The sequence below is a fragment of the Ramlibacter albus genome (assembly GCF_014297445.1).
Classification (GTDB): Bacteria; Pseudomonadota; Gammaproteobacteria; order Burkholderiales; family Burkholderiaceae_C; genus Ramlibacter; species Ramlibacter albus.
The window spans coordinates 173,164-188,385 of record NZ_JACORU010000003.1 but is presented as its reverse complement, the minus strand read 5'-3'; the positions used below and the strand labels follow the sequence as shown (position 1 = coordinate 188,385).

Below are 15,222 nucleotides of genomic sequence, written 5' to 3'. Positions count from 1 at the left end.
AATGCAAGAGTCTTCTATGCGCCACCTGTCATCCCTCGTGCTGTTCTTCGTGACGACCTTCCTCGCCGCCTGCGGCGGCGGCGGCGGGTCGTCAGGCGCCACCGTCGGTGGGCAGGCGTTGTTCACCACGGCGCCGAGTGCGCTCAACATCGGCATCGGCAGCACGCAGGCGTATACCGTCGGCGGCGGGCAGGCTCCGTACACGGCCACCAGCAGCAACACGGCGGTCGTGGTGCCCACGCTGTCGGGCGGCACGCTGACCCTTGCAGGCGCGTCGGGAGGGTCGGCAACCGTGACGATCCGCGATGCGGCCGGCACGAACGTGGCAACGGCGGTCACCGTCGCCGCGGCGACGCCGCTGGCCGTCGCCATCCCGAGTGGCACGATCCTGCCGATCGGCACGACCGGCTCCCAGACCTACACCGTCACGGGCGGCGTGTCCCCGTACAACGTGGTCAGCAGCAACCCGAGCGTGCTGTCCGCGTCCGTCAGCGGCAACAAGGTGACGCTCACGGGCCTGGCCGCCGGTTCGGCCACGATCCAGATCACGGATTCCGCGAACGCATCCGTCACGGCCGGCATCACGGTCAGCGCCTCCACGGGCACCGCGCTGTTCACCACGGCACCTTCGACGCTGACCGTCTCGCGCGGCACCGCGCCGACCTACACCATCGGCGGCGGCACCGCGCCTTACACGGCAACGAGCAGCAACACGGGCGTGCTGAACGTCGCCGTGAGCGGCACCACGCTGACCCTCACGCCGGTGGGCAACGGCAGCGCGTCGATCGTCGTTCGCGACGCCGCCGGCGGCACGACCACGATCGCCGCGACGGTCGCTTCCGCGCCGATCACGCTCAACCCGACCGCGTACACCGCCTTCGTCGGTGACGTGCTCTATTCCGTGATCCAGGGCGGCGTGGGCCCGTACAGCGCGATCAGCGGCTTCCCCGACGTGGCCGAGGCGACCATCGGCACGCTGTCGTCCACCGGCGTCTTCACGGCCAACCCGCTGGGCAACATCGTGCGCATCCGCGTGAAGCAGGCGGTGGGCAGCGGCAGCATCATCGTGAGCGACTCGACGGGCAGCACCGCGAACATCTCGCTGACCGCGTCCGCCGCGACCAACGCGATCGCGCTGTCGCCGAGCACGCTGTCGATTTCCGAGGCGTACGCGGGCACCATCCAGCTCATGCTGTACGGCGCCAACGGCACCACGAACATCTTCTCGACGCACCCCGGCCTGATCGCGGCGACCACGCCGGTGACGGGCTCGTCGTCGGGCACGGCGGTCACGCTCACCAAGTCGGCGGCCACCGTTTGCGGCGGCGACCTCGCGGTCACGATCTCCGCGGTGGACCAGAACGGCGCGGTGGGCAGGAGCACCATCACGGTGGTCAACTCCGACAACTCCGTCTGCCCGCCCTGACCTTTGTCCATCTCCCTCGTCGGGATGCCCGGCAGTGGCAAGTCCACTGTCGGGCGTAACCTCGCAAGGCGCCTCGGGCGCCCTTTCCACGATTCGGACCACGCGATCGAGCAGCGCATCGGCTGCTCGATCCGCGACTTCTTCGCGCGCGAAGGCGAAGCGGCTTTCCGCGACATCGAAGAGCAGGTGATCGGCGAGCTCGCGGCGCTGCCCGATGCCGTGCTCGCGACCGGTGGCGGCGCCGTGCTGCGGCCCGCGAACCGCGAGCACCTGCGCGCGGGCGGCCACGTGATCTACCTGCGTTCGTCCCCCGAAGACCTCTTCCGGCGCCTGCGGCACGACACGCAGCGGCCGCTGCTGCAGGTGGCCGACCCGCTGGCGCGGCTGCGGCAGATGTATGCGGAGCGTGACCCGCTCTATCGCGAGACAGCGCACTACGTGCTGGAAACCGGGAGGCCCAGCGTTGCCACGCTGGTCAACATGATCCTGATGCAGCTGGACCTCGCCCCTTAAACTCGGGGGGATGGATCCAGTTCGCATCGAGCTCGGCGAGCGCAGCTACGACATCCTCGTCGGCAGCGGCCTGCTCGGGCAGGCGGCCAGCTACGCGGGCCTGCCGCGCGCGGCGGCCGCCCTCATCGTCACCAACGAAACCGTGCAGCCGCTGTATGCGCGGCAGCTGCGCGAAGCCATCGCGCCGCACTACCGCACGGTGCACGAGGCCGTGCTGCCCGACGGCGAGAAGTTCAAGGAGTGGCAGACGCTCAACCTCGTCTTCGACGCGCTGCTCGCCAATGGCTGCGACCGCAAGACGGTCATCTACGCGCTGGGCGGCGGCGTGGTCGGCGACATGGCCGGCTTCGCGGCAGCGAGCTACATGCGCGGCGTGCCCTTCGTGCAGGTGCCCACCACGCTGCTCGCGCAGGTCGACTCGTCCGTGGGCGGCAAGACGGCCATCAACCACCCGCTGGGCAAGAACATGATCGGCGCGTTCTACCAGCCGCAGCGCGTGGTGTGCGACCTCGATACCTTGCGCACGTTGCCGCCGCGCGAATTCAGCGCGGGGCTGGCGGAGGTGATCAAGTACGGCCCGATCGCGGACCTCGCGTTCCTCGACTGGATCGAGGCCAACATCGACGCGCTCTTGGCGCGCGACGTGGATGCGCTGGCGCACGCGGTGCGGCGCAGCTGCGAGATCAAGGCGTGGGTCGTCGGCCAGGACGAGCGCGAATCCGGGCTGCGCGCGATCCTCAATTTCGGCCACACGTTCGGGCATGCGATCGAAGCCGGCCTCGGCTATGGCGAATGGCTGCACGGTGAAGCGGTGGGTTGCGGGATGGTGATGGCGCTGCAGCTTTCGCGCAGGCTGGGCGGTGTGGATGACGCCTTCGTGGCGCGTGTCACTCGCCTCATCGAGCGCGCGCAGCTGCCCGTGCGCGGCCCCGCGCTGGGCGCCGACCGCTACCTGGAGCTGATGCGCGTCGACAAGAAAGCCGAGGGCGGCGAGATCAAGTTCGTCGTCATCTCGCCGCCGGGCCGTGCGGTGGTGCAGGGCGCACCCGATGCGATGGTGCGCGACGTGCTCGCCGCCTGCACCTGATGGACCTCGCGCCCTATGCCTGCGACCCCGCGAACTCGCGCGGCCGCAGGTTCCAGGAGCCGCCGGCGCCGACGCGCACCGCTTTCCAGCGCGACCGCGACCGCATCGTCCACTCCACCGCGTTCCGCCGCCTCGTCTACAAGACGCAGGTGTTCCTGAACCACGAGGGCGACCTGTTCCGCACGCGCCTGACGCACTCGATCGAGGTCGCGCAACTCGCGCGCTCGGTCGCGCGGCCGCTCGGGCTGAACGAGGACCTCGTCGAAGCGATCGCGCTCGCGCACGACCTGGGCCACACGCCGTTCGGCCACGCGGGGCAGGACGCGCTGAACGAATGCATGCGGGAGCACGGCGGGTTCGAGCACAACTTCCAGAGCCTGCGCGTGGTCGACGAACTGGAGGAGCGCTACCCGGCGTTCGATGGCCTGAACCTCAGTTTCGAATCGCGCGAGGGCATCCTCAAGCACTGTTCGCGTGCGAACGCGCAGCGGCTCGAGGCGCGCGAGCCGGGCGGCGTGGGGCGCCGCTTCCTCGAAGGCACGCAACCGAGCCTGGAGGCGCAGCTGTGCAACCTGGCCGACGAAGTGGCGTACAACGCGCACGACATCGACGACGGTGTGCGTTCGGGGCTGATCACCGTGGAGCAGGTTCGGACCGTGCCGCTGTTCGACGGGCATTGCGGCGAAGCGCTGGCGGAACATCCGCGGCTGCAGGGCCGGCGGCTGCTCTACGAGTCGATCCGCCGGATGCTCAGCGCGCAGGTTTACGACATGATCGATGCGACGCGCGCGGCGATCGCGTCCAAGGCGCCGGGCAGCGCGGACGAGACGCGCCGTGCGGGGCCGCTGGTGAGCTTCAGCGCCGCGATGCGGGAGGCTTCGACGCAACTCAAGGGCTTCCTGCTGCACAACCTCTACCGCCATCCGCAGGTCATGGACATGACGGGCCAGGCCAAGGAGGTCGTGCGCGCACTCTTCGCCGCCTACCTGGCCAACCCGCGCGAGATGCAGGCCGCTTTCGCCGCGCGGGAAGATACACCCCGGGCCGTGGCCGACTACATCGCCGGCATGACCGACCGCTTTGCCGCGCGGGAGCACGAGCGGCTGACCGGCGAACGGCGTCTTGTCTGATACGGCCGGTCACATAAAACCGCATGCTTCCCTAGAATTGCTACAAAGACGCACGAACCATGAGCTTCCTGAACCAGCTGAAGTCGCAAGCCACGGCGCTGCAAAGCGAGCGTGTGCAGAACGACGCCGAGCTCGGGGAGAAGATGGCGCAGACGGAAGACGCCTGCCGCCGCGTGCTCGCCTACCTGCAGGAGGCGGCGCGCCAGCTGAGCGTGATCGAGCCGCCCGCGCCGACGTTGAGCCTGGACGGCAAGGTGCCGTTCCCGCCGATGAAGCTGCGCGACTTCCGCGTCGATGCGCGGCGCAAGAAGCTGCGCGACAAGGAAGTCTTCGACTACATCGGCATGGGCTGGCAGGTGGTGCCGCAGGCCGGCAAGGTGGTGCCCGGGACGGTGAGCGTGAATTTCCTGCCGGACCTGCAGCGGGTGGAGTCGCGCCTGGTGATGAGCGGCATCCGTTACGACCGCAAGGAGATCCGCCATCCCGAGAAGAACGTGCTGCAGGAGGTGCGCTTCACGTACGAGCCCGCCACGCGCGGCAGCGTCACCGTGACGGCGGAGCACGACAAGGCGATGCTGGTGTTCCGGCTCGCCAACACGGCGGGTTTCGAGGTGGTGAGCGCGCCCTGGCCGGCGGCCAAGGTGACCACCGAAGTGCTGGACGAGCTGGCCAAGCGCATCTGCTCGCAGCCGAGCCGCTTCGTGTGAACCCCGCGCAGGACACGATCCACTGGCTCGAACGGGCGGTGATCGGATTGAACCTCTGCCCCTTTGCGAAGGCCGTGCATGTGAAGAAGCAGGTGCGCGTCGCGGTGAGCGAAGCGACCGATGCGGCCGGCGTGCTGGAGGACCTGGCGCGCGAGGCGGACGAGCTGGTGGCGACGCCCGCGAGCGAACGCGATACAACGCTGCTTGTGGTGCCGCACTGCCTGCAGGACTTCATCGAGTTCGACGACGTTGTCGCGCGCGGTGAGCGGCTGCTGCGCAAGAAGCGGCTCGAAGGTGTGCTGCAGCTCGCGAGCTTCCATCCGCGCTTCCAGTTCGCGGACACCGACGTGGACGACATCACCAACTTCACCAACCGCTCGCCGTACCCGACGCTGCACTTGCTGCGCGAGGAGAGCATCGACCGCGCGGTGGCCGCGTTCCCCGAGGCCGAAGCGATCTATGGCGCGAACATCGAAGCGCTGCGGCGGCTGGGCCGCGAAGGCTGGGATGCGCTGGACGTCGGGGCGCACCCATGAGCGTCGCCGAACAGCTGGACCTCAAGCCGGGGCAATCGCTCGAGCTGCTGAAGGAACTGCACATCCTCACGCGCGACGGGCGCATCAACCAGGACTCGCGGCGCAAGCTCAAGCAGGTGAACCACCTCGTGCAGTTCATCGAGAAGGTGCTGCACGAAGTGCCCGAGTCCGCGAGCGGGCCGACGCTAGCGGACCACGGCGCGGGCAAGTCGTACCTGGGGTTCATCCTGTACGACCTGTACTTCAAGGCGCTGGGCAAGGGCCACATCTACGGGATCGAGACGCGTGCCGAGCTGGTGGAGAAATCCACTGCGCTCGCGCGCAAGCTCGGGTTCGATCGCATGTCGTTCCTCGCGATCAGCGCGGCGGATGCGTCGCAGGCCGAAGCGCTGCCGGCGCAGATCGACGTGGTCACCGCGCTGCATGCGTGCGATACCGCGACCGACGATGCGATTGCGTTCGGCCTGCGCAAGCAGGCGAAATTCATGGTGCTGGTGCCTTGCTGCCAGGCGGAAGTGGCTGCGTGCCTGCGGCAGGACAAGGCACTGGCGCTGGCACGAACGCCGCTCGCGGAGCTGTGGCGGCACCCGCTGCACACGCGCGAGCTGGGCAGCCAGCTCACCAACGTGCTGCGCTGCCTTTACCTGGAGGCAATGGGCTACCAGGTGACCGTGACCGAGCTCGTGGGCTGGGAGCACAGCCTGAAGAACGAGCTGATCGTGGCCAGGCGCACGGGCCAGCGCAAGCGCAGCGCGGCCGCTCGCCTGCGGGCGATTCTCGCGGAGTTCGGGCTCGGCGGCCTGGAAGCGTTGCGCTACCCGGGCCTGCCGGACTGATCGCTTAGTCGCGCGGCACCGGCGGGTCCTTGGCCCGCGTGCGGCTCACCGCCGACAGGATGCCGATCCCGAGCAGGATCACCGCGCCGATCATGATGTAGAGCTGCGGCACCCCGGCCACCACGCACGCCCAGATGACGCCCGCGATGAAGACCAGGAAGCCCAGCATGTAGAGGGCAAACGACATGGCTTTCTCCCTTTTCGCAGTCGCCATGTTGCTCGTCCGGGGGCCGCAGCCCTGTCAGCCGCCGCCGCCAAAAATTGGGGTCAGATTCCAATTTATGATCGCCCGATGGCCCGCCTCCCGCGCCTGACCGTCGCAGGCTACCCCCACCACATCATCCAGCGCGGCAACAACCGGCAGGCCATCTTCGCGGCCACGGCGGACTACGAAGTCCTGCTGGACATGCTGCTGGAGCACTCGAAGAAGGAACACGTGGCGATCCATGCCTACGTGTTGATGAGCAATCACTTCCACCTGCTGGCAACGCCGGACACGGTGGAGGGCATCCCGCAGGTGATGCAGTCGGTGGGGCGGCGCTACGTGCGCTACTTCAACCAGCGGCAGTCGCGCACCGGGACGCTCTGGGAGGGGCGCTACAAGTCGACGCTGATCCAGGCCGAGCGCTACCTGCTCGCGTGCATGGCGTACATCGACCTGAACCCGGTCCGGGCGGGGCTCGTTTCCGAGCCAGGGCTTTATCCATGGTCCAGCTATGGCATGTATGCCGGGCGCCGGCCGGACCGTCTCGTCACGCCGCACCCGATCTATTGGGAGATGGGAAACACGCCGTTCGCGCGCGAGGCCGCTTACCAGCAACTTGTCCAGCACGGCGTTTCCGCGGAGCAGCAGAGGGTGCTCACGGATTCGGCCCTCCGCGGCTGGGCGCTGGGTGAGCCGGACTATGTCGCCGACCTCCAGCGGCGCACCGAGCGCCGTATCACCAAGGCACGTTCGGGGAGGCCCCGGAAAGAGATTTAATCTGTCCCCAATTTAGTTTGCAGCGTCGAGCCACCAAGAAAATTGGAATCTGACCCCAATTAATTTGCTTGGCAAAGGGTGTTGCGGTGCACTATCCTCGGGTTTCCCCGGATTAGAAGGAGTGCGCCATGGATACGGCTGCCGAGAAAGAGTATTTGCAAGAACAGGGCCTGTATTCGGCGTCCAACGAGCACGACGCGTGCGGTGTGGGCTTCGTGGCGCACATCAAGGGCGAGAAGAGCCACGGCATCGTCCAGCAGGCACTGAAGATCCTCGAGAACCTCGACCATCGCGGCGCCGTGGGCGCCGACAAGCTGATGGGCGACGGTGCGGGCATCCTGATCCAGCTGCCCGACGCGCTGTACCGCGACGAGATGGCCAAGCAGGGCGTCGAGCTGCCGCCGGTTGGCGAGTACGGCGTCGGCATGATCTTCCTGCCGAAGGAACACGCTTCGCGCCTGGCCTGCGAGCAGGAAATGGAGCGCGCGATCAAGGCCGAAGGCCAGGTGCTGCTCGGCTGGCGCGACGTGCCCGTGGACTCGGAGATGCCGATGTCGCCCGCCGTGCGCAAGAAGGAGCCGATCATCCGCCAGGTGTTCGTGGGCCGCGGCACCGACGTCATCGTGCAGGAAGCGCTGGAGCGCAAGCTGTACGTGATCCGCAAGACGGCCAGCGCCGCGATCCAGAAGCTCAAGCTCAAGTACTCCAAGGAGTACTACGTGCCCAGCTTCTCCAGCCGCACCGTCATCTACAAGGGCCTGCTGCTGGCCGACCAGGTGGGCGTGTACTTCAAGGACCTGCAGGACGCGCGCTGCGTGTCCGCGCTCGGCCTCGTGCACCAGCGCTTCTCCACCAACACCTTCCCCGAGTGGCCGCTCGCGCACCCGTACCGCTACGTCGCCCACAACGGCGAGATCAACACGGTCAAGGGCAACTACAACTGGATGCGCGCGCGCGAAGGCGTGATGTCCTCGCCCGTGCTGGGGAACGACCTGAAGAAGCTGTACCCCATCAGCTTCCCCGACCAGTCCGACACCGCCACGTTCGACAACTGCCTGGAGCTGCTCACCATGGGCGGCTACTCGCTGGCCCACGCGGTCATGATGATGATCCCCGAGCCGTGGGAGCAGCACACGCTGATGGACGAGCGCCGCAAGGCCTTCTACGAATACCACGCCTCGATGCTCGAGCCGTGGGACGGCCCGGCCTCCATCGTGTTCACCGACGGCCGCCAGATCGGCGCCACGCTGGACCGCAACGGCCTGCGCCCCTCGCGCTACTGCATCACCGACGACGACCTCGTGATCATGGCGTCCGAGTCCGGCGTGCTGCCGGTGCCCGAGAACAAGATCGTGCGCAAGTGGCGCCTGCAGCCCGGCAAGATGTTCCTGATCGACCTGGAGCAGGGCCGCATGATCGACGACGAGGAGCTGAAGGCCTCGCTCGCGAACAGCAAGCCCTACAAGCAGTGGATCGAGAACCTGCGAATCAAGCTCGATGACCTCACGGACACGTCCGGCACCGCGCCGCACAGCGACGTGGAGTTGCTCGACCGCCAGCAGGCCTTCGGCTACACGCAGGAGGACATCAAGTTCCTGATGTCGCCCATGGCGCAGGCCGGCGAAGAGGGCGTGGGCTCGATGGGCAACGACAGCCCGCTGGCCGTGCTCTCTGACAAGAACAAGCCGCTCTACAACTACTTCAAGCAGCTGTTCGCCCAGGTGACGAACCCGCCGATCGACCCGATCCGCGAGGCGATCGTGATGTCGCTGGTGTCCTTCATCGGCCCCAAGCCGAACCTGCTGGACATCAACCAGGTCAACCCGCCGATGCGTCTCGAAGTGACGCAGCCGATCCTCGACTTCGCGGACATGCAGAAGCTGCGCGAGATCGAGAAGCACACGCACGGCAAGTTCCGCAGCTACACGCTCGACATCACCTACCCGCTGTCGTGGGGCCATGAGGGTGTCGAAGCGAAGCTGGCTTCGCTGAACGCCGAAGCCGTGGACGCGCTGCGTTCGGGCATGAACATCCTGATCATCAGCGACCGCGGCGTCGCCCCCGGCAAGGTGGCCATCCCCGCGCTGCTGGCGCTGTCGTCGATCCACCAGCACCTGATCCGCGAGGGCCTGCGCACGACCGCCGGCCTCGTGGTCGAGACGGGCAGCGCGCGCGAAGTGCACCACTTCGGCGTGCTCGCGGGCTACGGCGCGGAAGCCGTGCACCCCTACCTCGCGATGGAAACGCTGGTCTCCATCCACAAGGACCTGCCCGGCGACCTGTCGCCCGACAAGGCGATCTACAACTACGTCAAGGCCATCGGCAAGGGCCTGTCGAAGATCATGTCCAAGATGGGCGTGTCCACGTACATGTCGTACTGCGGCGCGCAGCTGTTCGAGGCGATCGGCCTGAACAGCGACACGATCGAGAAGTACTTCACCGGCACCTCCAGCCGCGTGGAAGGCATCGGCGTGTTCGAGATCGCGGAAGAAGCGATCCGCTCGCACAAGGCCGCCTTCGGTGACGACCCCGTGCTCGCCTCCATGCTCGACGCCGGCGGCGAGTACGCCTGGCGCACGCGCGGCGAGGAGCACATGTGGACGCCCGACGCCATCGCCAAGCTGCAGCACTCCACCCGCGCGAACAACTTCAACACGTACAAGGAATACGCGCAGATCATCAACGACCAGAGCCGCCGCCACATGACGCTGCGCGGCCTGTTCGAGTTCAAGGTCGATCCCGCCAAGGCGATTCCGCTCGATGAAGTCGAGCCCGCCAAGGAGATCGTCAAGCGCTTCGCCACCGGCGCGATGTCGCTCGGCTCCATCTCCACCGAAGCGCACGCGACGCTCGCACTCGCCATGAACCGCATCGGCGGCAAGAGCAACACCGGCGAAGGCGGCGAGGACCCCGCGCGCTACCGCCAGGAACTCAAGGGCATCCCGATCAAGACCGGCCAGACGATGGCCGAGATCATCGGCAAGGACGTGGTCGAGGTCGACATCCCGCTGAAGGACGGCGACTCGCTGCGCTCGCGCATCAAGCAGGTGGCGTCCGGCCGTTTCGGCGTGACGGCGGAATACCTGTCGTCGTCCGACCAGATCCAGATCAAGATGGCGCAGGGCGCCAAGCCGGGCGAGGGCGGCCAGCTGCCCGGCGGCAAGGTGTCCAAGTACATCGGAAAGCTGCGCTACTCGGTGCCGGGCGTGGGCCTCATCTCCCCGCCGCCGCACCACGACATCTATTCGATCGAGGACCTCGCGCAGCTGATCCACGACCTGAAGAACGTGGCGACGCATGCCTCCATCAGCGTGAAGCTGGTCTCGGAAGTCGGCGTGGGCACGATCGCCGCCGGCGTTGCCAAGTGCAAGGCCGACCACGTGGTGATCGCGGGCCATGACGGCGGCACGGGCGCGTCGCCCTGGTCGTCGATCAAGCACGCGGGCTCGCCGTGGGAAATCGGCCTGGCCGAGACGCAGCAGACGCTGGTGCTCAACCGCCTGCGCGGCCGCATCCGCGTGCAGGCCGACGGCCAGATGAAGACCGGCCGCGACGTCGCCATCGGCGCGCTGCTGGGCGCGGACGAATTCGGCTTCGCCACCGCGCCGCTGGTGGTCGAGGGCTGCATCATGATGCGCAAGTGCCACCTCAACACCTGCCCGGTGGGCGTGGCCACGCAGGACCCCGTGCTGCGCGCCAAGTTCTCGGGCAAGCCCGAGCACGTGGTCAACTACTTCTTCTTCGTCGCCGAGGAAGTGCGCCAGATCATGGCGCAGCTGGGCATCCGCAAGTTCGACGACCTGATCGGCCGAGCGGACCTGCTCGACATGCGCAAGGGCATCGCGCACTGGAAGGCGCGCGGGCTGGACTTCTCCCGCCTCTTCGCGCAGCCGAAAGTGCCGGCCGACGTGCCGCGCTTCCACTGCGAGGAGCAGGACCACAAGCTCGACAAGAGCCTCGACGTTCGCCTGATCGAGAAGTCGCGCGCCGCCATCGAGCGCGGCGAGAAGGTGCAGTTCATCGAGGTCGCGCGCAACGTGAACCGCTCGGTCGGCGCGATGCTCTCCGGCGCGATCACCAAGGTGCACCCCGAGGGCCTGCCGGACCACACCGTGTTCATCCAGATGGAAGGCACGGGCGGCCAGTCGTTCGGTGCGTTCCTCACCAAGGGCGTCACGCTGTACCTGATCGGCGATGCGAACGACTACACCGGCAAGGGCCTGTCCGGCGGCCGCGTGGTGGTGCGCCCGTCGATCGACTTCCGCGGCATCGCCACCGACAACATCATCATCGGCAACACGGCGCTGTACGGCGCGACCAGCGGCGAGGCGTTCTTCAGCGGCGTGGCCGGCGAGCGCTTCGCGGTGCGCCTGTCGGGCGCGACGGCGGTCGTCGAAGGCACCGGCGACCACGGCTGCGAGTACATGACCGGCGGCACGGTGCTGGTGCTCGGCAAGACCGGCCGCAACTTCGCGGCGGGCATGTCGGGCGGCATCGCCTACGTGTACGACGAGGACGGCCAGTTCGCGAGCCGCTGCAACACCACGATGGTGTCGCTCGACCGCGTGGGCACCACGGCGGAACAGCAGGCCAACGCCGGCAAGACCAAGCTGCACCGCGACCAGACCGACGAGGCGCTGCTGCGCAAGCTGCTGGAGGACCACAACCGCTGGACCGGCAGCCGCCGCGCCCGCGAGCTGCTGGACAACTGGCAGGTCGCGCGCACGAAGTTCGTCAAGGTGTTCCCCAACGAGTACAAGCGCGCGCTCGCGGAAATGTACGAACGCGAAGTGGAGCTCGCGAGCACGGGCAACAATGCCCACGTCGCGATGAAGCACGAGCCGGCGCCGGCGAAGTAAGAGGACGAGGAATCAAGAGTCATGGGTAAAGTCACCGGCTTCCTGGAATACGAGCGCATCGAGGAGGGCTACAAGCCCGTCAAGGAGCGCGTGAAGCACTACAAGGAGTTCGTGGTCGGCCTCACGAACGAGCAGGCCAAGGTGCAGGGCGCGCGCTGCATGGACTGCGGCATCCCGTTCTGCAACTCGGGCTGCCCCGTCAACAACATCATCCCGGACTTCAACGACCTGGTGTACCGGCAGGACTGGGCCAACGCCTTCACGGTGCTGGACTCCACCAACAACTTCCCGGAGTTCACCGGCCGTATCTGCCCGGCGCCGTGCGAGGCGGCCTGCACGCTCAACTACAACGACGACCCCGTCGGCATCAAGTCGATCGAGCACGCCATCGCCGACCGCGCATGGGAAAACGGCTGGGTGAAGCCGCGCGTTGCGCGCGTCAAGACGGGCAAGAAGGTGGCGGTGGTCGGCTCCGGCCCGGCGGGTATGGCGGCTGCGCAGCAACTCGCGCGCGCGGGCCACGACGTGACGCTGTTCGAGAAGAACGACCGCATCGGCGGCCTGCTGCGCTACGGCATCCCCGACTTCAAGATGGAGAAGCACCACATCGACCGCCGGGTTGACCAGATGAAGGCCGAAGGCGTGACGATCCGCACCGGCGTGATGATCGGCAAGCTGCCCGAGGGCTCCAAGGTCACGAACTGGGCCAAGGAAACCATCGACCCGCAGCAACTGCAGAAGGATTTCGATGCCGTGGTGCTCACCGGCGGCGCCGAGCAGTCGCGCGACCTGCCGGTGCCCGGCCGCGACCTCGACGGCATCCATTTCGCGATGGAGTTCCTGCCGCAGCAGAACAAGATCAACGCCGGCGACAAGGTCAAGGGCCAGATCCGCGCCGACGGCAAGCACGTCATCGTGATCGGCGGCGGCGACACCGGCAGCGACTGCGTGGGCACGAGCAACCGCCATGGCGCCAAGAGCGTGGTGCAGTTCGAGCTGATGCCTATGCCGCCCGAGCAGGAGAACAAGGCGCTGACCTGGCCCTACTGGCCGTACAAGCTGCGCACCAGCTCCTCGCACGAGGAAGGTTGCGAGCGCGAATTCGCCATCGCCACCAAGGAGTTCATGGGCGAGAAGGGCAAGGTCACGGGCCTCAAGACGGTGCAGGTGGAGTTCAAGAACGGCAAGTTCGAGGAAGTGCCCGGCACCGAGAAGGAATACAAGGCCGACCTCGTGCTGCTGGCCATGGGCTTCGTGAGCCCCGTCCAGACCATCCTGGAAGGCTTCGGCGTCGACAAGGACGCGCGCGGCAACGCCAAGGCGACGACGGATTTCACCGGCGGCTACGCCACCAACGTACCCAAGGTGTTCGCCGCGGGCGACATGCGCCGCGGCCAATCGCTCGTGGTCTGGGCGATCCGCGAAGGCCGGCAGGCGGCGCGAGCGGTCGATGAATTCCTGATGGGTTTCAGCGACCTGCCACGCTAACAATCAGAAAAGATCCGAACCCGTATCATCCGGGGTTTCCCTGACCCATCCCCGGATGACCGCAACCGACCCGTCGGTGCTGGTCGAATGCCGCAACCTCTCGTTCGGCTACGGCCAGCGCCTGATCCTCGACAACGTGAGTTTCACCGTGCCGCGCGGCAAGGTGACGGCGCTCATGGGTGCGTCCGGCGGCGGCAAGACGACGGTGCTGCGCCTCGTGGGCGGGCAGGTGCGGCCGAACAAGGGCGAGCTGCTCTTCGACGGGCAGGATGTCGGCAAGCTGGACCCGGCAGGCCTCTATGCGGCGCGGCGCCGCATGGGCATGCTGTTCCAGTTCGGTGCGCTCTTCACCGACCTCTCGGTGTTCGACAACGTCGCGTTCCCATTGCGTGAACACACGGAGCTGCCCGAGGCCCTCATCCGCGACATCGTGCTCATGAAGCTCAACGCCGTGGGCCTGCGCGGCGCGCGCGACCTGATGCCCTCCGAGGTGTCGGGCGGCATGGCGCGGCGCGTGGCGCTGGCGCGTGCGATCGCGCTCGACCCCGACCTCGTCATGTACGACGAACCCTTCGCGGGGCTTGACCCGATCTCGCTTGGCACGGCGGCGCAACTGATCCGGCGGCTGAACGACACGCTGGGCATCACGAGCATCGTCGTCTCGCACGACCTCGAGGAAACCTTCCACATCGCCGACCAGGTGATCATCCTGGCCAACGGCAAGATCGCTGCGCAGGGCACACCGGCGGAAGTCAAGGCCTCCACCAACCCGCTCGTGCACCAGTTCGTGAACGCCGAGCCCGAGGGCCCCGTGCACTTCCACTACCCCGGCCCCACGGTCGCGCAGGACTTCGGCGGAGGCCTCGGATGAGCTGGTACAACCCCGCCGACGTCGGCTTCGCCGCGCGCTCCAAGCTGGCCGACATCGGCTACGCCACGCGCTTGTTCCAGCGGCTCGTCGCGCTGTTCGGCGCCACCATGCGCCGCTTCGGCCTCGTGCGCGACCAGGTGCATTTCCTCGGCAACTACTCGCTGGCGATCATCACGGTGTCGGGGCTGTTCGTCGGCTTCGTGCTCGGCCTGCAGGGTTACTACACGCTGCAACGCTACGGTTCCTCCGAAGCACTCGGCCTGCTGGTCGCCCTGAGCCTGGTGCGCGAGCTGGGGCCGGTCGTCACCGCCTTGCTGTTCGCGGGCCGCGCGGGCACCTCGCTGACAGCGGAGATCGGCCTCATGAAGGCCGGCGAGCAGCTCTCGGCGATGGAGATGATGGCCGTGGACCCGGTGCGCCGCATCCTCGCGCCGCGCTTCTGGGCCGGCGTCATCGCGATGCCGCTGCTCGCCGCGGTGTTCAGCGCGGTCGGCATCCTCGGCGGCTATGTCGTGGGCGTCGTGATGATCGGTGTCGATGCCGGCGCCTTCTGGAGCCAGATGCAAGGCGGCGTCGACGTGTTCAAGGACGTCGGCAACGGCATCGTCAAGAGCTTCGTGTTCGGCGTGACGGTCACCTTCGTCGCGCTGCTGCAAGGCTACGTGGCGCAGCCCACGCCAGAAGGCGTGTCGCGGGCGACCACGCGCACGGTCGTGATGGCCTCGCTCGCGGTGCTGGGGCTCGACTTCGTCCTCACCGCATTGATGTTCAGTATCTAGGGGATCGG

At 67.4% G+C, this 15,222-nt stretch carries 13 protein-coding genes; 12 read left to right on the top strand and 1 reads right to left on the bottom strand.

Translation table 11 applies throughout. The features are described 5' to 3' along the window. Nucleotide 1: 1 nt before the first annotated feature. Genes H8R02_RS10270 through H8R02_RS10240 form a run of 7 tightly spaced genes read left to right on the top strand, consistent with a single transcriptional unit; the run spans nt 2 to nt 6,235 of the window. A complete protein-coding gene (locus H8R02_RS10270) occupies nt 2–1,426 on the top strand; it encodes a hypothetical protein (RefSeq protein ID WP_187081306.1) in 1,425 nt (474 codons plus the stop codon). Nucleotides 1,427–1,429: 3 nt separating this feature from the next. Continuing rightward, the gene (locus H8R02_RS10265; protein ID WP_187081305.1) at nt 1,430–1,939 is read left to right on the top strand and encodes a shikimate kinase; all 510 of its coding nucleotides are present in this window, start codon (nt 1,430–1,432) and stop codon (nt 1,937–1,939) included. A 10-nt stretch (nt 1,940–1,949) separates the two neighbouring features. Further along, complete coding sequence (gene aroB / locus H8R02_RS10260) at nt 1,950–3,026, top strand: 3-dehydroquinate synthase (RefSeq protein WP_187081304.1); 1,077 nt, start codon at nt 1,950–1,952, stop codon at nt 3,024–3,026. After that, entirely contained in the window at nt 3,026–4,156 is a 1,131-nt protein-coding gene (locus H8R02_RS10255; RefSeq protein ID WP_187081303.1) for a deoxyguanosinetriphosphate triphosphohydrolase, read from the top strand. The genes aroB and H8R02_RS10255 overlap by 1 nt, the downstream gene beginning before the upstream one ends. 59 nt (nt 4,157–4,215) lie before the next feature. After that, a complete protein-coding gene (locus H8R02_RS10250) occupies nt 4,216–4,863 on the top strand; it encodes a hypothetical protein (protein WP_187081302.1) in 648 nt (215 codons plus the stop codon). Beyond that, nucleotides 4,860–5,399 carry a DUF1415 domain-containing protein gene (locus tag H8R02_RS10245; protein WP_354004897.1) on the top strand — a complete coding sequence of 180 codons (540 nt, stop codon included), beginning with the start codon at nt 4,860–4,862 and terminating at the stop codon, nt 5,397–5,399. Before H8R02_RS10250 ends, H8R02_RS10245 begins: the two co-directional genes overlap by 4 nt. Continuing rightward, nucleotides 5,396–6,235: a class I SAM-dependent methyltransferase gene (locus H8R02_RS10240; protein ID WP_187081301.1), complete on the top strand. Its 840-nt coding sequence runs from the start codon at nt 5,396–5,398 to the stop codon at nt 6,233–6,235. Before H8R02_RS10245 ends, H8R02_RS10240 begins: the two co-directional genes overlap by 4 nt. A gap of 4 nt (nt 6,236–6,239) precedes the next feature. Here the strand turns inward: H8R02_RS10240 and H8R02_RS10235 are convergent, their stop codons facing one another. Further along, nucleotides 6,240–6,422 carry a hypothetical protein gene (locus H8R02_RS10235; RefSeq protein WP_187081300.1) on the bottom strand — a complete coding sequence of 61 codons (183 nt, stop codon included), beginning with the start codon at nt 6,420–6,422 and terminating at the stop codon, nt 6,240–6,242. Nucleotides 6,423–6,527: 105 nt separating this feature from the next. On the opposite strand from H8R02_RS10235, the gene H8R02_RS10230 reads away from it, so the two are divergent. The 5 genes from H8R02_RS10230 to mlaE all read left to right on the top strand — a co-directional run bounded on the left by H8R02_RS10230 (nt 6,528) and on the right by mlaE (nt 15,214). After that, the gene (locus tag H8R02_RS10230) at nt 6,528–7,217 is read left to right on the top strand and encodes an REP-associated tyrosine transposase (RefSeq protein ID WP_187081299.1); all 690 of its coding nucleotides are present in this window, start codon (nt 6,528–6,530) and stop codon (nt 7,215–7,217) included. A gap of 128 nt (nt 7,218–7,345) precedes the next feature. Further along, a complete protein-coding gene (locus H8R02_RS10225) occupies nt 7,346–12,076 on the top strand; it encodes a glutamate synthase-related protein (RefSeq protein WP_187081298.1) in 4,731 nt (1,576 codons plus the stop codon). Nucleotides 12,077–12,097: 21 nt separating this feature from the next. Next, nucleotides 12,098–13,564 (top strand): glutamate synthase subunit beta, encoded by a 1,467-nt coding sequence (locus tag H8R02_RS10220; protein WP_187081297.1) that lies wholly within the window; start codon nt 12,098–12,100, stop codon nt 13,562–13,564. A gap of 55 nt (nt 13,565–13,619) precedes the next feature. Then, the gene (locus H8R02_RS10215) at nt 13,620–14,435 is read left to right on the top strand and encodes an ABC transporter ATP-binding protein (RefSeq protein WP_187081296.1); all 816 of its coding nucleotides are present in this window, start codon (nt 13,620–13,622) and stop codon (nt 14,433–14,435) included. Continuing rightward, the gene (gene mlaE / locus H8R02_RS10210; RefSeq protein WP_187081295.1) at nt 14,432–15,214 is read left to right on the top strand and encodes a lipid asymmetry maintenance ABC transporter permease subunit MlaE; all 783 of its coding nucleotides are present in this window, start codon (nt 14,432–14,434) and stop codon (nt 15,212–15,214) included. Before H8R02_RS10215 ends, mlaE begins: the two co-directional genes overlap by 4 nt. Nucleotides 15,215–15,222 lie beyond the last annotated feature (8 nt).